Source organism: Azospirillum sp. VT-I1 (assembly GCF_055698305.1).
Map to the genome: position 1 here is coordinate 1,006,079 of NZ_CP168800.1, position 17,479 is coordinate 1,023,557.

Genomic DNA, 17,479 nt, shown 5'->3' on the forward strand with positions numbered 1-17,479 from the left:
CACACCCTGAGGGGGAAGCGGGCCGGACGCGGGAGCGGCGGTCGGGGATGCCCCGGAAGCGCCATTCGGCGCAACTTTGATCGGAACGGAACAAAAGGCGGGCTGAGACCATGGATGCCATCAACGTTTTCCTCATCGATGCCAACAAGCTTTTCCGTGAGGGCATGAAGCGCCTGTTCGAAGGCACGTCCTTCAACGTCGTCGGCGAAGCCGGCACCCTGCGCGAGGGCCTGACGGCGCTCGGCACCGGCAGCACCCCCGACCTGATCCTGATCGATCTGCCGAGCGGTGCCGACGAGGAAGTCGAGGCGATGCGCACGCTGCGCGAAGGCCATCCGTCGATCAAGATCGTCATTCTGACCAACGACCTGGACACCCGCCGCCTGTCGGGCGCGCTGGGCGCCGGCGCCGGCGGCTACCTGCTGAAGGACATCGCCTGCGAGGCGCTGATGCAGTCGCTGAAGCTGGTGATGATGGGCGAGAAGGTGTTCCCGACCCATCTGGCCGAGCTGCTGGTCAACGGCCGCACCGAGGACATGGGCGCCGAGCTGCCGACCCGCCGCAAGGGCCTGTCGCAGCGCGAGGTGCAGATCCTGCGCTGCCTGCTGAACGGCAACAGCAACAAGATGATCGCCAACCACCTGAACATCACGGAAGCCACCGTGAAGGTTCACCTGAAGAGCCTGCTGCGCAAGATCAACGCGTCGAACCGCACCCAGGCCGCCATCTGGGCGCTGAACAACGGCATCGGCGACCAGGCCGCCGAGACCGGCGTCGCCGCCACCGTCTGATTTCCTCGCTGCCCGGCGTTTCGCGCAGCCCAGCGTTTCGCAAGGTCTCGCCCGCTTTCCGTCCCGGCCGCCCGCCCCTTCCATCCGGGGCCGGCGGTCGGCGGAGCGGCGCGGTGCCGTTTTCCGATTCGGGCCGCAGGACCGGCTGACCGCCCCGATGCGGACGCGACCCGGCGCGGACGCGAAAGGCACGGGCATAGAGGAAGCGGTCTAAGACCAAAAGCGAACTACAGCGCCAGAATGACCATGCCTATGTGAACGTCCGGGCCGATGACGCCATCCCGGTGTGCCATCGCCGCAACCCTCCTTGGAAATGCCCGCGATGAACGTGCTGATCGCCGACGATCACCTGTTGTTCCGAGACGGTCTGCGCCGCCTGCTGGCGCAATTCGACGCCGACATGACGTTTTTCGAGGCCAGCACCTATGACGAGGTGCGGGCGCTCTGCGACGGGACGCGGCCCTTCGACCTGATCCTGCTCGATCTCGGAATGCCGGGCTGGACCGGTTTCTCCGCGCTGGGCGACATCCATGCCGGCCTGCCCAAGGCCCTGCTGGTGGTGGTGTCGGGATCGGAGAAGCGCTCCGACCTCCTGGCCGCGCTGGAGAACGGTGCGGCCGGCTACATCCCGAAATCCTCAAGCGCCAAGGTGCTGCTGGGTGCCCTGCAACTGGTGCTCGCCGGCGGCATCTATCTTCCCGAACAGGCGATCCGCGGCGGCGACCGTCTCGACCAGACGCACGGCGGCTACGGCGGCAGCAGCGCGGGCGAGCCGCTGGACGACACCGCGGCGCTCGGCAACGGCAGCGGCGACCAGCTGACGCCGCGCCAGCGCGACGTTCTGGCCCGCCTGCGCGACGGCAAGTCCAACAAGCAGATCGCCCACGAGCTGGGGCTGACGGAAGGGACGGTGAAGGTCCATGTCACCGCCATCCTGCGACATCTGGGCGTGCGCAACCGCACCCAGGCCGCGCTGACGGCGCAGAGCCTGTGACCCCCTAAGCGTTACTCTTCCACGATCATCCCCGTGAAGGCGGGGATCCATGAGACCTCACGGTTCAGCCGCTCAGCCGGCTGGTTTCCGCCTTCGCGGGAATGACGACCGGAAGGTGTCTCCCTTAGCGCAAGCGCTCCCTACCGCTGCGCCCGCTCCACCGCGGAGACCAGGGCCAGCAGGGCGCCGCGCAGTTCGGCGGCATGGGTGCGCGGGCGGACGGCGGCGGCGGACGGCACTGCGACGACGGTCAGCGTCCGGCAGCCGGTCAGCCGGCTCTCCAGCCGGGCAAACAGCTCCGCCGGTTCGCTTCCCTGCATGAGGGTCACCGGCACGCGCACCGCCGGCAGTTCCGCCTCCAGTTCGCCCAGACGGTCTGTTAGGTCGCGCGGCCGCGGCCGGCCGAAACGGGCGGACAGGGCGTTCCAATGCCGGCGCAGCGGCGAATCGGCGCCGACGTCGTCGACGATCATCACGCCGCCGACCTGATCCGGGAAATCCAGCGCCGCGACGATGGCGAGCGGCGCCGTCGCCGCGCTGGCCACCAGCACCGGCCGCCGGCCGCCGCGCTCCACCAGCAGCGGCGAGAGCCGCGCCGCCGCGGAGGCGGGCAAGGTCAGCCATTCCTGGCCCGCCGGCACATGGTCGAGCAGGCGCCACCAGGCGCCCTTTCCGGGATGGAGGAAGATCACCCGCCGGCCCAACGGATCGCCCGCCCGATCGCAGGCCGTCCCGACGTCGAACTGGGCATCCTTCCGGGCATCCATCCGGTCCGGTGCCGTGCCGGTCACCGGGACGCGGACGGACTCTGCCCGTCCGCTGCGGACGGTGGAGGGCTGGGTGTGAAAGGACACGTTCGGGTTCCCCGGTGCTGGCGTTTGCGATGGGACGTTCCCACCGCCGAACCCAACCCTAACGAAGCCGAACGCAAGTCGTCCCGTACGATAAATCGGGCAAAACCCTTAACGCGGCCCTGGAGGCCGCCTTGCCCGCAAAAGGTTTCAGCCGCCGCCGAAACGGCTCAAAAGCAAACCAAATTCCATTACTTGCCGGCGCTCTTCGCAACGGCTCAATGCAGCGTCACCTCCACATCCTCGCCGTCCGGGGCAACCGCCATCGGGCGGCGCAGCTCGCCGGCCAGACTCCGCCATTCCGGCGCCCCGCCCAGCTGTTGCAGCAACTGCGCTGTGAAGGCGAAGACCGCGTGCTCCAGCGGCCCGTTGTCCTCGGCATGGGCGTTGACGGTCAGGCAGGACTCGGCCGCGCTCTCGAAGATGGCGGCGGCGGCGCTGGTGCCCGGCCCGGGATCGGGCAGCGGGATGGCCTGCGGCTTCTCCCCGCTCACGCGCAGGCGAGAGAGGTTGTCGGCCAGCAGGCGGGTGCGGATGGCGTTGTCGACCGCGGCGGCCATGGTGTAGCCGGCCTCCTCCTCGACGGTGGCGCGCAGGACGCGCAGGCCGGCGATCAGCCCGCGGACGACGTCGCCGCCGCTGCCGCGCTTGGTCGCCGCCGCGACGGCGGTGCCGAGGATGGCGGCGACCACCGGCGACAGCGATTCGCCCTCACGCGGCATGTTCGGCGCATCGGCGCCGGGGTCGGTGTTCAAAGCCTCGTTCATGCGGCCTCCGATCCGTATGGTCCGGATGCGAGCGGCCCGCCGGCGGTGCTGCCGGCGGATGGACCCGTCCGGACTCGTCGTCATGATGCCTGTTCCGGATCTGTGGACCCGATGGATCCGGTTCAAGGCACGGATTGCATGAACCTCCCTCTCTTTCGCGCCGCCGGACGGGGTGCCCCATCTTCGTGGCGGTTCCCGCAATCGAAAGCCGCCCCTCTGGTCCGCGGCGGGGGCCGTCCCCACATCTGCGGCGAAAGGGAGGGTTCGTGTCATGCCTCTGCTCAGTCTTCTCCTCAATGTGCTGTGGTTGGTCACGGGCGGCATCTGGATGGCGCTCGGCTGGCTCCTGGCCGCGGTCCTGATGGCTCTGTCCATCATCGGCCTGCCCTGGGCCCGGTCCGCCCTGACCATCGCCCATTACACCTTGCTTCCCTTTGGACAAACCGCCGTACGGCGGGATGAGTTCCGCGGGCGCGAAGACATGGGCACCGGCGCGCTGGGCTTCATCGGAAACGTGGTGTGGTTCGTGCTGGCCGGCTGGTGGCTGGCCGCCGGGCATCTGATCGCCGCGGTGGGCCTTGCCATCACCATCATCGGCCTGCCCTTCGCCTGGGCGCATCTGAAGCTGGCGCTGCTCGCCCTCTGGCCGGTCGGGACCGAGATCGTGCCGGCCGAGAACGCCGACCGCCGCCGCATGCTCGGCCGGATCTGACGCTTCGCCCCCGGCCTCAGCGCCCAGCCGGGGCCGGGATTGGGTCGGGGGCCGGCAAGGCGGCAGCGGCTCCCGGCTCCGCCGCCGCGCCGCCGGCCTCCCGGGCCTTCATGGCCTTCAGCATCACCGAGGCGCGCCAGAAGCCCAGCCCGGCGCCGTCGACGAAATGGACATGGCGGTCGGCCATGACGTCGCCGACCAGACAGGTCACCGTGGTGGCATCGGCCCGCGCGGTGCCGTAGCGGATCGAACCGGCGCCGGCGGCACGGGCGAGCAGCTCCTCGATCGCGTCGGCCTCCGCCTCCGTCACGTCCAGCACCAGCCGCGGCCCGCCCGCCGACTTGCGGAAGTCGGTGCGCTCCGCCATCCGGCTGCGGTAGATCTCGGGATCGAAGCCGCGCAGCGTCCATCCCATCCTCAGCAGCAGGGCGAGCAGGCCCGACCCGGCCAGCGCCTTCACCACCCTGCCGGCGCGCGCCGCCGGCCCCGCCGCATCCCCGTCCCGATCGCCCCGCGCCTCCATCCACAGCGAGCGCCAGGCCGGCGGCCAGCGCGCCTCCAGACCTTCGCCGCCGCCGAGCGGGGCAGCGCCGGCCGTCGGCACGATGGCCTCGATGGCGCGCTGGACGCGGGCCAGTTCCAGCAGACCCGCCGCCCCGGGCTCGACCGCATCGACGATGACGCACAGCACCGTGCCGCGGCGCGGCGGCACCGGGTTCCAGCGGCAGGACACCGCCTCCAGCCCCGGCAGAGGCCCCGGCCGCGGGGGCAAGCGCCAGCGCGCATCCTCCTTCACCCAGGCGTCGGCGGCCACCACCCCGGCGCCCAGGAACAGGCCGAAGCTGTTGCCGTTGCCGACATCCTGCAGGGCGGCCAGAACCTCCAGCCCGCGGTCGAGCAGGGCCCCCACCGGCACCAGACCGACGCGCAGCGGCACGTCCATCACCTCCGCCGACCAGTGGGCAAGGGCCGACAGGGCCGCCCCCGCCGCATCCTCCCGCCCCGGCGGGACCGCGGCGATGGCGCCGTCGCCGCCGAACTGGCAGGCCGCCGGCTCCCCCTCCAGCCGCACCGCGTCGGACAGCACGGCGACCACCCCGGCCGCGACGAAGTTCACGTCGCGGTGGCGCCCCTGCCCGGCCAGCCGGGTGCTGCCGGTGACGTCGGCGACCGCCAGCGACCAGCCTTCGCCCAGCCTTGCATAATGTCGGGGGTCCGAGGCTTCGGCGGCGAAATCGCGAATCACCGGCAATAGAGGCATGGGGGCACCTCCGCTGTCTGGGACGGCCATGATCGGGGACCGGCGCTGGCCGGAGCCGGCCGCTCGGCGCTCACCCTAGCATGGCCCTGGCCGTCGCGGCAGAGCGGTGGCCCCCGATTGTCGGGCGCATCATTGCCGCATGAGCGAGTTTGCAGTGCGAAAATTTCCGCGCTGTAACCGATGCTTACGTCATTAACCGTTACTAAAGGATATGCCCCCGAAACTGTCGGAAAATGTCGGTGTGGTTTCAGGCTTCCGGAACGAGGGGACATCGCTCTTCATGTCTTGGCTGTCGATTTTTTCCGGGGGCAACAAAGCGTCCGGCGACGCGAAATCCAGCGCCGGACCGCAGAGGGAGCGTCCGTCCGCGCCGCCGACGATCGTCATCGACCACCACGAATATGTACCGGAGGAGTTCGTCCTCGGCTCCTTCCGCATCCGCCCCTATGACGGCGACCTGATCGCCAAGCAGAAGTTCGATTTCCGCCTGCAGTTCGACCTCGGCGGCGATCCAGTGGACGTGTCCTGCATCGGCATGGTGGTGAAGCTGACGGAGGAGGCCGGGCTGGTCGCCCGCTTCCAGTCGCCCCAGCCCTTCTACGAACGCAAGCTGATCGAATATCTGAAGGCGCTGAAGGGGCTGTAATGCCGCAATCGCGCCCGAAGATGGTGGTGCCGAACGCCGGCTGCCACTATATCTATGGGCATGCCGATCCGTCTTCTCCCTGAAACGCTCGTCAACCGCATCGCCGCCGGCGAGGTGGTCGAACGTCCCGCCGCCGCCGTGAAGGAGTTGGTGGAGAACGCCATCGACGCCGGCGCCACCCGCATCGACGTGGTCGCGCGCGATGGCGGCAAGTCGCTGATCGCCGTCACCGACGACGGTTGCGGCATGACCGCGGACGAGCTGGTGCTGGCGGTCGAACGCCATGCCACCTCCAAGCTGCCGGGCGATGACCTGCTCGACATCCGCTCCCTCGGTTTCCGGGGAGGCGCTGCCGTCCATCGGCGCCGTCAGCTGCCTGACCATCACCAGCCGCGCCCGCGGTGCCGACAGCGCCTGGAGCCTGACGGTCGATGCCGGGGCCAAGGGGTCGCCGCAGCCGGCGGCGCTGGCCCAGGGCACGCGGATCGAGGTGCGCGACCTGTTCGCCGCCGTGCCTGCCCGACTGAAGTTCCTCAAGGCGTCGCGCACCGAATACGACCACATCGCCGATTGCCTGGAACGTCTGGCGATGGCCCATCCCGGCGTCGCCTTCACGCTCAGCGACGGCGGGCGCGGCGGCCTGCGGCTGAGTGCGGCGCAGGGCGACCTGCTGGATGCCCGGCTGACCCGGCTGGGCGCGCTGATGGGCCGCGATTTCCAGGAGAACGCCGTGCCGGTGACGGCGGCGCGCGAGGGCGTGACGCTGGCCGGCTGGATCGGCCTGCCCACCCTGCACCGCCCGACCGCCAAGCACCAGCATCTGTTCGTCAACGGCCGCCCGGTGCGCGACAAGCTGATGGTGGGTGCGGTCCGCGCCGCCTATGCCGATTTCCTGCCGCGCGACCGCCACCCGATGCTGGCCCTGTTCCTCGACATCGACCCGCAGGAGGTCGACGTGAACGTCCACCCGGCCAAGGCCGAGGTGCGCTTCCGCGACCAGGGTCTGGTGCGCGGCCTGATCGTCGGATCGCTGAAGCACGCCCTGGCCGAGGCCGGCCACCGCGCCTCCACCACCGTCGGCCTCGCCACGCTGGGCGCCCTGCGGCCCGAATCGGCGGGAGAGACCGACGGCCAAAGGGATGGCGGCTTCACCCCCTCCCCCTGCCCTACGGCCGGTCGGGCGGTGGCGGGTCGGGCGGAAGCTGGGGCGGCTCCTACACGCCGGCCGCCGTGCCGCGCGGTCTGGCGGAGCGCTCCGCCGCCTTCCAGGCGCCGACCCAGACCGGCCTGCCGCCGCTGCAGGGCCGCCTCAGCGGCTTCGGCAACGGCTTCGCCCCCTCGGCCCGCCCGCCGGAATACCGCACCCCCGACCCGTCCGCCCACAAGCCAGAGCCGCCGCCCGACAGCCACCCGCTGGGTGCGGCGCGGGCGCAGGTCCACACCACCTACATCGTGGCGCAGACCCGCGAGGGCATCGTCATCGTTGACCAGCACGCCGCCCATGAACGGCTGGTCTATGAGCGGATGAAGACCGCCCTTCTGGAAGGCGGGGTCAAGCGCCAGGCCCTGCTGATCCCCGAACTGATCGAGCTGGACGAGCCCTCCGCCAACCGCCTGCTGGCCCGCAGCGCCGAACTGGCCGAGCTGGGTCTGGTGATCGAGGGCTTCGGCCACGGCTGCGTCATGGTGCGCGAGGTTCCGGCCCTGCTCGGCCAGTCCGACGTGAAGAACCTGATCCGCGACCTAGCCGAGGAACTGTCCGAACTGGGCGATGCCCTGTCCCTGAAGGAGCGGCTGGAGGAGGTCTGCGCGACCATGGCCTGCCACGGGTCCGTCCGCGCCGGCCGCACGCTCAGCGTCGACGAGATGAACGCGCTGCTGCGGCAGATGGAAGCGACTCCGCACAGTGGGCAATGCAACCACGGGCGGCCGACCTATGTGGAGCTGAAGCTGGCGGATATCGAGAGGCTGTTTGGGCGGAGGTAGGGGAATAGCCCAACCAAAGTCCGCATTGTGAAAGTGACGGACCTGTTGCAACTCTCCACGTGTAGGCCGGAGTAATCTAGACCAAGTTCATACAGGAAAATTTTGCTTTGCAGATGGGGGAAGCTCATGGCTGACATTCATCCCTTTTATCTGGCTCATCGTGATGCGATGGAGGGCGCCTTGCGTCAGCGCCTCGATCTTGCCGAGACAATGTTGCGCGAGAACGCGCAGCTCTCGGATACCGATAAAATCAAGCAAGAGGTGATGGACGAGTTTGAAGTCGTGCTCGTCCAGATGCCTTATGTCGGCGGTTCCGCCAGTCGCATGACGGACTTTTTCATGCGTTTACTGGGTTTCATGGCAATCGGGCGCGTACTTCATCGGCATGGCGTTGCGCCCGCCGTAATCGGCGATATCGAACGAGAAAGCTATAAGGCCCAGCTGCTGACCATCCCGGAGGAGGAACGCCTAGCGTCGGGACATCAATTTATGTCTCCGGAAAATCAAGCTCTTATGGGCGAGCAGGCAGAGAAGAGCCACAAACGGGAGTACGCAGAGGACTTTGTCTATGATTTTATCGAACCCGGTCCAGGAGATAATTTCGAGTTCGGCATCGATTACAAGGAATGCGGCTTTTGCAAGTTTGCCAGACGATATGGTGATGAGGCAATTCTAACCCACATTTGCGGACTGGATTTTGAAGCTTACGGCACACGGGGCATTCACCTCGAACGGACGCAAACGCTGGCCGGCGGTGCAAGCCATTGCAATTTCCGGTTCTCGCGAATCAAGTGAAAATAGAAGGCCGCATTCAACGCCTTTCCGAGTGGAAGCGGCGTAACAACACCCCTTAACCATATGAGCTTGTCATACACGCGCATTCATCAACTTCCCGATCTATCTTCCATATAGTCCCCGCATCTGCGACGGGAGCCCATCATGCGCACCGAAGTCATTCGTTGGGGCAACAGTCTCGCCCTTCGTCTGCCGCGACCGATTGCCGATCAGACCGGCTTTGCCGAAGGTACGCCGGTCGAAATCGAAATTGAGGACGGACGGATCGTCATTCGCCCGGCTGTCCCACACTACGCCCTGGACGATCTGCTCGCCGGCATCACCGCGGACAATCTGCCGGACGAGTCCTTCGACGATGGATCGCCTGACTTGCTCCCACGATGGGAGCGCTGTAAACTCTAACCATGCGGATCATTTCACGCCGAACCCTGCGGGAGCATTGGGAGAAGCCCGGACGGGGCGACAGCGAGGCGCCGTTGACGGATTGGTTCAACGTCGTTCGCAATGTCGATTGGCCGGATACGGCAGCGGTCAAGGCTCAATTCCGCTCGGCGTCGTTCGTGGGTGACCGGGTGGTCTTCAACATTGCCGGCAACAAGTACCGGCTCGTTGCCGGGATCGATTACCGGTATCGCACGGTTTATGTGAAATGGGTCGGCACGCATCGCGAATACGACGCCATCGATGTGAGGACGGTGTAATCATGGATATCCGCCCGATCCGGTCCGATGAGGACCACGCCGCTTCCCTGGAGGAGATCGAACGCCTGTGGGGCGCCGATCCCGGCACCGCCGACGGTGCGCGGCTCGAAATCCTGATGATGCTGGTGGAGGCTTATGAAGAAGCCAACCACCCGATCCCGCGGAGCGATCCGATCAGCGCCATCGAGTTCATGATGGAGCAGCGCGGGCTGACCCGGCACGATCTGGAACCGATGATCGGCAGCCGCGCCCGTGTCGCCGAAATCCTGAACCGGAAGCGGGCCTTGACCTTGCCGATGATCCGCCGCTTGTCGGAAGGGTTGAAGATCCCCGTCGATATCCTGGTGCGCGACTATCCCGTCCAGCGGGCGGCCTGACGCGCTTTCCAAACTAAGCGGGCGGCGCTCCTTTCCGAACACGCCGCTCGCCTCCCCTCAGTACCCCACCGTAAACCGCTTGCGCTCGTGCTTCGGCGTCTCGATCTCGTCGGCCAGCGCCACGGCGAAGTCCTCGTAGCTGATCCAGCTGCGGCCGCTCGCGTCCGCCAGAAGCGCGTCGTCGCCAAGCCGGAACTTCCCCGTGCGCTCGCCCAGCACGAACTCCGCCGACGGCGACAGGAAGGTCCAGTTCAGGTCGGGCTCGGCCTTCAGGCGGTCGAGGAACTCGGCGCCCTTGGTGGCCTCGGCCTTGTAGATCTCGGGGAATTCCGGCAGGTCGAGCACGCGCACGCCCGGCGCCACCTCCAGGCTGCCGGCGCCGCCGACCACCAGATAGCGCGGCACGCCCGACGCCTTCGCCGCACCGATCAGGCTGTCGGCATCGCCCATCAGGAACATCACGGCGCTGACCACCGCGTCATGACCGGCCAGCAGCGGGGCGAGCGTCGCGGCGTCGTTGGCGTCGCCCGCCTTCACGGTCAGGCCGGGAGCGGCGGCGACCTTGGACGGATCGCGGACGATGGCGGTCACGCTATGGCCGCGGCGCAGCAGTTCGGCCTGGATGCGGCTGCCGGCGCGGCCGGCGGCGCCGATGATGGCGATGTTCATGGCGGGTGTCCCCTCACTAGGTTTCCAATAGTGACTTGATGCCGCTTTGGAAATCTGGTGTAAAGAAGGCACCTTTTCGTGACATGGTCACCCCAGTGTAACCGGTGGGCGTAACCGGTGGGCGCAACCGCCGGGGAGCCTCGCCTTTCAAGGAGTGGATGCGGATGGACAGGACTCTGCTTGGGCTGGGCGGAAAGAAGCCGTCGGAGGTGGACCAGCTGCCCGACGCCTATGTATCCGCCTGTCCGACGCGGCAGGCGCTGGACCGCATCGCCGACAAATGGACGGTGCTGATCCTGGGATTGCTGGAAGGCGGCCCGATGCGCTTCAACCAGCTGCGCCGCGAGATCGAGGGCATCTCGCAGAAGATGCTGTCGCAGACCCTGAGAAGCCTGGAGCGCGACGGGCTGGTCAGCCGCAAGGCGTTCGCCACCGTGCCGGTCACCGTCGAATACGCCATCACGCCGCTGGGTGCCACGCTGGCCGAAACGCTGGTGCCCCTGCGCATCTGGGCCGAGACCCACATCGCCCGGATGCTGGAGGCCCGCGCCGCCTACGACCGCGAGGAGCGCGACGCCCCAACCCGCCTCGACGTCGCCTGAACCGGGATCGCCTGAAACCCGCCACCCCGCCCCCGCCGCCGGTCACTTCTCGGGCTTCTCCTCCGCCTCCGTCCGGCGCAGCAGATAGTCCAGCCCGCCCACCCGGAACCAGCGGTAGCCGTAGGCCTCCAGCACCAGATGGTGGCGCCCCTCGGCGTCGGGTTCGCTGTGGTCCTCCGACAGCAGGTTGACCAGCCGGCAGGTCTCGCCGTGGCCCTCCACGTCCAGCACGATCTCGCAGGGCATGTCCGACAGGTTGTGCAGGACGACCAGCCCGTTGTTGCGCCAGTCATAGCGCAGGGCCAGGACCTGCTTCCGCCCGGTCTTCAGGATTTGGAAGTCGCCCCATCCGATTTCCGGGCATTCCTTGCGCATGCGGATGATGCGCTCGGTCCAGTTCAGCAGCGATTCGGGGTCGCGGCGCTGCACGGCGGCGTTGATCCGCTGATAGCCGAACACCCCGCCGCTGATGACTGGGATCTCCGGCTCGTCCGACTTGGTGAAGCCGCCATGCGGCTCGTCCGACCATTGCATCGGCGTGCGGGCGCAGTTGCGCTCCGGCAGCGACAGGTCGTCGCCCATGCCGATCTCGTCGCCATAGCGGATGACCGGCGTCCCCGGCAGGGTGAACATCAGGCTGTAGGCCAGCTCGATCCGCCGCCGGTCGTCGTGCAGCATCGGCGCCAGCCGCCGCCGGATGCCGCGGTCGTAGAGCTGCATCGACTTGTCGGGGCCGAAGGCCGCGAAGACGGCCTGCCGCTGCTCCTCGCTCAGGCGGCCGAGGTCCAGCTCGTCGTGGTTGCGCAGGAAGCAGCCCCATTGCGCGGTGGCCGGGCGCGGCTTCGTCACCTGCAGCGCCTTGGCCAGCGGCGTGGTGTCGGCGGTGGCCAGCGCATAGAACAGGTTCTGGTTGACCTGGAAGTTGAACATCATGTGGCAGCGGTCGCCGTCCGACCCGAAATAATGCAGGTCGTCCTCCGGCAGGATGTTCGCCTCCGCCAGCAGAACGGCATCGCCGCGGCGCCACTGCACATATTCGCGGAAGCTGCGCAGCATGCCGAACTGTTCCTTGGGCGTGGTCACGTCCGGCCCCTTCTCGGCGATGATGAAGGGAACGGCGTCCATGCGGAAGCCGGCGACGCCCAGCTGAATCCAGAAGCCCATGATCTTCAGCAGCTCGGCATGCACCTCCGGATGGGCGGTGTTCAGGTCGGGCTGGAATTTGTAGAAGCGGTGGAAGTACCAGGCCTTCGCCTCGCGGTCATAGGTCCAGGTCGATTTCTGCACGCCGGGAAAGACCATGCCGGTGTCGGCATTCTCCGGCTTCCTGTCCGACCAGACATACCAGTCGCGATACTTGCTGTTCGGGTCGCTGCGGGCCGCCTTGAACCAGGGATGCTGGTCGGAGGTGTGGTTGATGACCAGATCGATGATGACCCGGATGCCGCGTTGCTCGCAGGCGTGGGTGAACTCCACGAAGTCGCCCAGCGTGCCGTATCGCGGATCGACCGTGTAGTAGTCGGCGACGTCATAGCCGTCGTCCTTCATCGGCGAGGTCTGGAACGGCCCCAGCCACAGGCAGGTCACCCCCAGCCCGTGCAGATAGTCCAGCCGGCGCAGCAGCCCCTGGAAATCGCCGATGCCGTCGCCGTTGGCGTCCATGAAGGTCGCCAGCGACAGGTTGTAGATCACCGCATTCTTGTACCAGAGATCCCCGATCATGGCCGTTCCGTCCCGCATCATACCGGTGGCGATCGCCGTCCCGGACCGGGAGCGACAGCGGGGCAACAGCGGCAAGGCCACTTTGGTTGCGGGGTGCACTGACCATTTGGGCCGGTAGCACTGCGGCAAAGTTGCAGGTCAGGCCCCCGGTATCTGGCATGCAAAACTTTTTGCGATGGCATGCCAGTTTGCTTATGTTGCGGTACAGCATGGCCCAGGCTTGACCGCCGGAATCTCCCGTCCGCGGCCGAAGCAAATCGGTGTCATGCGCTGTTGTCCCTGTCGATGCCCCTCCCCTGGCCTTCCTCCCACACGATAAGGATGCCCCGCCATGATCGAGACCCAGGCCCTTCTGTTCCTCGCGCTGACCGGCATGATCGGTCATGCCGTCTACATGGCCGCCAGCGGCCGGGGCGGCTTCACCGTGATCGAGCCGGAGAAGGAGGAGACGGAGGAGGAGACGATCCTGTTCACCTCCGACCGCTTCCAGCAGACGCCCCAGAAGAAGCCCGGGTCCACGAAGGGTGAGGATCGTCCCTTCTGGCTTGAATGACGGAACGGACCGGGACCGCTTTCCGCGTCCCCGGCCCGTTCCCTGTCTTCTTACGCCGGTCTTTCAGACCGATCCCTTACGCTTGCGCTCCTGCCTGTCGGCTTTTCAGCCGTTGGCGGTGCCGGTGGCCACCCCGACCGGGACGGCACGGGCGGCTTCACCCTGTTCCGCACGGCGCGCCAGCTCTTCGTTGCGGGCGTGGTGGCGGGCCAGCATCGGCTTCAGGACCAGCAGCGCACAGGCCGCGGCGGTGAGGTCCATGGTGGCGGTGACGTAGAGCACGGTGGCCCAGGTGCCGGTGGCTTCCATCAGCAGGTTGCCCAGCGGGACCAGCAGGGCGGCGACACCCTTGGCGCAGTACAGGACGCCGTAGATCTTGCCGGCATGCTTGGTGCCGAAGGTGTCGGCCGAGGTGGCGCTGAACAGGCTGTACACTTCGCCCCAGGCCAGGAAGACCATGCCGCTGAGCAGCAGGAACATCATCGGGTCGTGGCCGAACTTGCTGAGCATGATGATGCCCAGACCTTCCAGGGTGAAGGCGACGAACATGGTCGCTTCACGGCCGATGTGATCCGAGATGAAGCCGAACAGCGGACGGGAGATGCCGTTCATCACGCGGTCCAGCATCAGGGCGAAGGGCAGAGCGGCCATGGTCAGGCCGAAGATGCTGACCGGGGCTTCCTTCACGCCCAGGTCGTGGGCGATGACGCCCAGCTGGGCCACAGCCATCAGGCCGCCGGTGACGGTGCCGATGAACATCGCCCACATCACCCAGAACACCGGGGTACGGACGGCTTCGCCCAGCGTGTAGTCGCGGCGGGTCTGGGCGACCTTGGTGGAGGCCTTGACCTGCTCCTTCTGCGGCATGCGCAGGAAGAACGCGGCGGCGATGATGATGGCACCCTGCAGCAGGCCGAACCAGAAGAAGGCCGCCTGGTAACCGCTGCTGGCGATCATGGCCGAGATCGGCAGGATGGTGAGGGCCGAGCCGGCGCCATAGCCGCCGGCCGTCAGGCCGACCGCCAGACCGCGCTTCTCCGGGAACCACTTCAGCGCGTTGTTGACGCAGGTGGCATAGACGCAGCCGACGCCGACGCCGCCGATGGCCGAGCCGACATACAGCATGCTGAGCGAGCCGGCATAGCTGTCGATGATCCAGGACATGCCGGTCAGGAAGCCGCCCACGCCGACGATCACGCGGGGACCGTACTTGTCGATGAAGTAGCCCTCGATCGGCGTCAGCCAGGTTTGCACGACGACGAAGATGGTGAAGGCGGTCTGGATCGAAGCGCGCGTCCAGCCGTGGGTCGCCTGGATTTCCGGGACGAACAGCGTCCAGGCGTACTGGATGTTGGCCGCAGCCACCATGCAGACGATGCCAACGACGATCTGCGTCCAGCGGACCGCGTCGGACACCGGCGCCTGTGCCGCCGCCGGTTGTGAATTCATATGAGCCATCGTGCCTCCCAATGATCTTGCCTGAGCCGGTGGCTCGACCCCTCTCCCGGGGACCGGCACACCAATCACGATTGCGGAATGACCCGGACGGACCGCTCTTGCTGACGGTTCCGTTCCGGAACTCGGCGCGGATGCCGACAATCGCTCGGAGTTCGATTGTCCCGATTTAGGAATACCAGATATGAAATCTGGTATGCCAAAACCGGGGACAGAAAGACCCGGACGAATGGTCCGACGCCGTATGCACACATACTGACCAAGTAAAACTTACGCTCGATGCCGCTCGACCTGTTCGGTCCACATCGGTTCTTGTGTCCGATCACTCGAAGCGACGCACATCCTGTAAAAAGAAGCCGTGCCGGTACCTGCACGGCCCCCTCGAACGAGGGTGTGCAGTCTTAGGAGATAGATAGATGCCGCCGTTTCCATAGAGGAACCGCATCGGCGACACATAATCTTTTGCTCGGATTGTTTTGGAACTCAACAGTCCGTTTGGGCTTTCCGTATGATGGAAAAACACCGGAGGGCGCCTTGGAACATGCAGAGCCCTTCCCCATCCGGCCGGTGGCCGCAGGCGCAAAAAATGAAACTCGGATAGAGAGGCGGCGGGCCGGGCACCCCAAGGACGGGAGCCGCAGTGCGCCGCCGCGGGTCAGGCCGGGCGGCGGACCGTCAGGAAAGCGACGCGGGTATCGCCGTAGCGGCGTTCATCGACGGCGGTGAAGCCGTCGGGCAGAGGCAGGGGGTCGCGGTCGGCCACCTCGACCACGGCGAGCGCGCCGTCGGCCAGCCAACCGGCCTTCAGCAGCCCATCCAGCGCACGCGGCGCCAGATCCTGGCCATAGGGAGGATCGAGGAAGGCGAGGCCGCAGGCCCGCGGGGCGGTCGGCGGCTTCGTCGCGTCGGCGCGCAGGATCCGTGCGTTGCCGGTTTCGCCCAGCGCCTCGACATTGGCGCGCACCGCGTCCAGCGCCGGCTTGCCCATGTCGAGGAAGCCGCACCAGGACGCTCCGCGCGACAGGGCCTCCAGCCCCAGCGCGCCGGTTCCGCAGAAGGCATCGACGACCGCGGCGCCCTCGAATTCGGGCGCCCAGTCGGCATGGGCCAGGATGTTGAAGATGGCTTGCCGGGTGCGGTCGGTGGTGGGGCGGGTGTCGCGTCCGACCGGTGCCACCAGACCGCGGCCGCGGTGCTTACCGCCGACGATCCGCACGCGGGCGCTCCGTCCGTCCGCCGGCCCCGCCGCCGGACCTGTCACCACCGGACCTGTCGCCGCCCGACCTCGGCCCGCCCTTCGGACCCGGACCGGCACCCTTCGGGCCGGCGGGCTTGGAGTCACGGGACCTGACGCCCTCGGACCGGGAAGAGTCCGACTTGAACCCCTCGGACTTGAACCCGCCGGGCTTCGAGCCGCGCGGACCGGCCGGCTTGGCGCCGTCGCGGCCTTCCGGCTTGCCGGGACGGCCGGACTTGGCCGCACCGGTCGCCGACTTGCCGAGCGACAGCGTGCCGCGCCGGGCGGGCTTGGCCTCTTCGGCGCGGGCGGCTTCGGCCTCGTGCCGCTTGGTGGCGGAGCGCGGGGCGCGCTTCGGCGCCGCCTTGGCATCGGCCTTCGCCGCTGCGGCCTTTCCCGGCGCAGTCTTGGTCGGCGCCGTCTTGGCGGGCGCGGCCTTCACCGCCGCATCGGCCCTCGCCTTGGCGCGCTGCTTGGTGCCGGACTCGGCGGGCTCCGCCCCTTCGGGCGTGCCGAAGAAGGGGGCGATCTGTTCGCGGACGACGCGCTTCGGCACCTCCTCGACGGCGCCCTCCTCCAGCTTGCCGAGCTGGAAGGGACCGTAGGCGACGCGGATCAGCCGGTTCACCTGGAGCCCAAGCGACTCCATCACCTTGCGGATCTCGCGGTTCTTGCCTTCCTTCAGGCTGACGGTCAGCCAGGCGTTGCGGCCCTGGATGCGGTCCAGCACGGCCTCGATCGGGCCGTACTTCACGCCTTCGATGGTCGGCCCCTTCTCCAGCGCCGCCAGCTGCTTCTCGTCCACCTCGCCGAACACGCGCACGCGATAGCGGCGGGTCCAGCCGGTGGCCGGCAGCTCCAGGAAGCGGGCCAGCTCGCCGTCGTTGGTCAGCAGCAGCAGCCCCTCGGTCGTCAGGTCGAGACGGCCGATGGAGACCACGCGCGGCAGGTCCGCCGGCAGCCGGTCGAAGACGGTCTCGCGCCCCTTCTCGTCGCGGGCGGTGGTGACCAGCCCCGACGGCTTGTGATAGCGCCACAGGCGGGCCGGCTCCGGCTCCGGAATGACCTTGCCGTCGACCTGCACGATGTCGCCGGGGCGCACCACGCAGGCGGGGCTGTCGAGCACGCGGCTGTTGACCGCGACGCGGCCCTCGGCGATCCAGCGTTCGGCGTCGCGGCGCGAGCAGAGGCCGGCGCGCGCCAGTCGCTTGGCGATGCGTTCACCGCCATTGGTGGCGGAATCGGATTTCTTGGCAGTATCGGAGCGGTCCATGGCCGGACCATAGGGCCTGGACGCGCCGCCCGCAACACGAGTCCCGCGCCCGGACACCGGAATCCGGTTGACGCGCTCGGCGGGCGG

18 protein-coding genes and 1 pseudogene are annotated in these 17,479 nt (G+C 67.7%); 11 read left to right on the forward strand and 8 right to left on the reverse strand.

Annotated elements, in window-relative coordinates; translation table 11 throughout:
* Nucleotides 1–110: 110 nt before the first annotated feature.
* On the forward strand, nucleotides 111–791 hold the full coding sequence (locus AB8P05_RS04810) for a LuxR C-terminal-related transcriptional regulator (RefSeq protein ID WP_472759013.1): 681 nt from the start codon (nucleotides 111–113) through the stop codon (nucleotides 789–791).
* Between the two features lie 322 nt (nucleotides 792–1,113).
* Nucleotides 1,114–1,785, forward strand: coding sequence for a LuxR C-terminal-related transcriptional regulator (locus AB8P05_RS04815; protein WP_472759014.1), 672 nt, complete (start codon nucleotides 1,114–1,116; stop codon nucleotides 1,783–1,785).
* 140 nt (nucleotides 1,786–1,925) lie between these two features.
* On the opposite strand, the gene AB8P05_RS04820 is transcribed toward AB8P05_RS04815, so the two are convergent.
* Together AB8P05_RS04820 and AB8P05_RS04825 are read right to left on the reverse strand one after the other, a co-directional pair.
* Nucleotides 1,926–2,639, reverse strand: a complete 714-nt coding sequence (locus AB8P05_RS04820; protein WP_472759015.1) for an alpha/beta fold hydrolase — start codon at nucleotides 2,637–2,639, stop codon at nucleotides 1,926–1,928.
* A 215-nt stretch (nucleotides 2,640–2,854) separates the two neighbouring features.
* On the reverse strand, nucleotides 2,855–3,403 hold the full coding sequence (locus AB8P05_RS04825) for a hypothetical protein (protein WP_472759016.1): 549 nt from the start codon (nucleotides 3,401–3,403) through the stop codon (nucleotides 2,855–2,857).
* A gap of 271 nt (nucleotides 3,404–3,674) precedes the next feature.
* Here AB8P05_RS04825 and AB8P05_RS04830 point away from each other — a divergent pair, with 271 nt between their 5' ends.
* Nucleotides 3,675–4,115 (forward strand): YccF domain-containing protein, encoded by a 441-nt coding sequence (locus tag AB8P05_RS04830; protein ID WP_455172137.1) that lies wholly within the window; start codon nucleotides 3,675–3,677, stop codon nucleotides 4,113–4,115.
* A 16-nt stretch (nucleotides 4,116–4,131) separates the two neighbouring features.
* On the opposite strand, the gene AB8P05_RS04835 is transcribed toward AB8P05_RS04830, so the two are convergent.
* Complete coding sequence (locus tag AB8P05_RS04835; protein ID WP_472759017.1) at nucleotides 4,132–5,376, reverse strand: DUF3095 family protein; 1,245 nt, start codon at nucleotides 5,374–5,376, stop codon at nucleotides 4,132–4,134.
* Nucleotides 5,377–5,656: 280 nt separating this feature from the next.
* Between AB8P05_RS04835 and AB8P05_RS04840 the strand changes: the two genes are divergently transcribed.
* From AB8P05_RS04840 to AB8P05_RS04865, 6 genes and pseudogenes are all read left to right on the forward strand, one after another.
* Nucleotides 5,657–6,022: a hypothetical protein gene (locus AB8P05_RS04840; protein ID WP_455172139.1), complete on the forward strand. Its 366-nt coding sequence runs from the start codon at nucleotides 5,657–5,659 to the stop codon at nucleotides 6,020–6,022.
* 60 nt (nucleotides 6,023–6,082) lie between these two features.
* Nucleotides 6,083–8,008, forward strand: a pseudogene (gene mutL, locus AB8P05_RS04845) (DNA mismatch repair endonuclease MutL).
* Between the two features lie 126 nt (nucleotides 8,009–8,134).
* Nucleotides 8,135–8,803 carry an L-2-amino-thiazoline-4-carboxylic acid hydrolase gene (locus AB8P05_RS04850; RefSeq protein ID WP_472759018.1) on the forward strand — a complete coding sequence of 223 codons (669 nt, stop codon included), beginning with the start codon at nucleotides 8,135–8,137 and terminating at the stop codon, nucleotides 8,801–8,803.
* Between the two features lie 144 nt (nucleotides 8,804–8,947).
* Nucleotides 8,948–9,205, forward strand: a complete 258-nt coding sequence (locus AB8P05_RS04855; protein WP_472759019.1) for an AbrB/MazE/SpoVT family DNA-binding domain-containing protein — start codon at nucleotides 8,948–8,950, stop codon at nucleotides 9,203–9,205.
* 2 nt (nucleotides 9,206–9,207) lie between these two features.
* Nucleotides 9,208–9,504, forward strand: coding sequence for a type II toxin-antitoxin system HigB family toxin (locus AB8P05_RS04860; RefSeq protein ID WP_324869510.1), 297 nt, complete (start codon nucleotides 9,208–9,210; stop codon nucleotides 9,502–9,504).
* A 2-nt stretch (nucleotides 9,505–9,506) separates the two neighbouring features.
* Nucleotides 9,507–9,881, forward strand: coding sequence for a helix-turn-helix domain-containing protein (locus AB8P05_RS04865; RefSeq protein ID WP_472759020.1), 375 nt, complete (start codon nucleotides 9,507–9,509; stop codon nucleotides 9,879–9,881).
* A gap of 57 nt (nucleotides 9,882–9,938) precedes the next feature.
* Here the strand turns inward: AB8P05_RS04865 and AB8P05_RS04870 are convergent, their stop codons facing one another.
* A complete protein-coding gene (locus tag AB8P05_RS04870) occupies nucleotides 9,939–10,550 on the reverse strand; it encodes an NAD(P)-dependent oxidoreductase (protein ID WP_472759021.1) in 612 nt (203 codons plus the stop codon).
* Nucleotides 10,551–10,714: 164 nt separating this feature from the next.
* Here AB8P05_RS04870 and AB8P05_RS04875 point away from each other — a divergent pair, with 164 nt between their 5' ends.
* Nucleotides 10,715–11,152, forward strand: a complete 438-nt coding sequence (locus tag AB8P05_RS04875; RefSeq protein WP_472759022.1) for a winged helix-turn-helix transcriptional regulator — start codon at nucleotides 10,715–10,717, stop codon at nucleotides 11,150–11,152.
* Between the two features lie 42 nt (nucleotides 11,153–11,194).
* Here the strand turns inward: AB8P05_RS04875 and AB8P05_RS04880 are convergent, their stop codons facing one another.
* Nucleotides 11,195–12,874, reverse strand: coding sequence for an alpha-amylase family protein (locus AB8P05_RS04880; protein ID WP_472759023.1), 1,680 nt, complete (start codon nucleotides 12,872–12,874; stop codon nucleotides 11,195–11,197).
* Between the two features lie 331 nt (nucleotides 12,875–13,205).
* On the opposite strand from AB8P05_RS04880, the gene AB8P05_RS04885 reads away from it, so the two are divergent.
* Complete coding sequence (locus tag AB8P05_RS04885; protein WP_472759024.1) at nucleotides 13,206–13,427, forward strand: hypothetical protein; 222 nt, start codon at nucleotides 13,206–13,208, stop codon at nucleotides 13,425–13,427.
* Nucleotides 13,428–13,532: 105 nt separating this feature from the next.
* Here AB8P05_RS04885 and oxlT read toward each other — a convergent pair whose 3' ends face one another.
* The 3 genes from oxlT to AB8P05_RS04900 all read right to left on the reverse strand — a co-directional run bounded on the left by oxlT (nucleotide 13,533) and on the right by AB8P05_RS04900 (nucleotide 17,392).
* On the reverse strand, nucleotides 13,533–14,876 hold the full coding sequence (oxlT, locus tag AB8P05_RS04890) for an oxalate/formate MFS antiporter (RefSeq protein WP_472759025.1): 1,344 nt from the start codon (nucleotides 14,874–14,876) through the stop codon (nucleotides 13,533–13,535).
* A gap of 661 nt (nucleotides 14,877–15,537) precedes the next feature.
* Entirely contained in the window at nucleotides 15,538–16,098 is a 561-nt protein-coding gene (gene rsmD / locus AB8P05_RS04895; RefSeq protein WP_472759026.1) for a 16S rRNA (guanine(966)-N(2))-methyltransferase RsmD, read from the reverse strand.
* On the reverse strand, nucleotides 16,079–17,392 hold the full coding sequence (locus tag AB8P05_RS04900) for a pseudouridine synthase (RefSeq protein WP_472759027.1): 1,314 nt from the start codon (nucleotides 17,390–17,392) through the stop codon (nucleotides 16,079–16,081). The genes rsmD and AB8P05_RS04900 overlap by 20 nt, the downstream gene beginning before the upstream one ends.
* Nucleotides 17,393–17,479 lie beyond the last annotated feature (87 nt).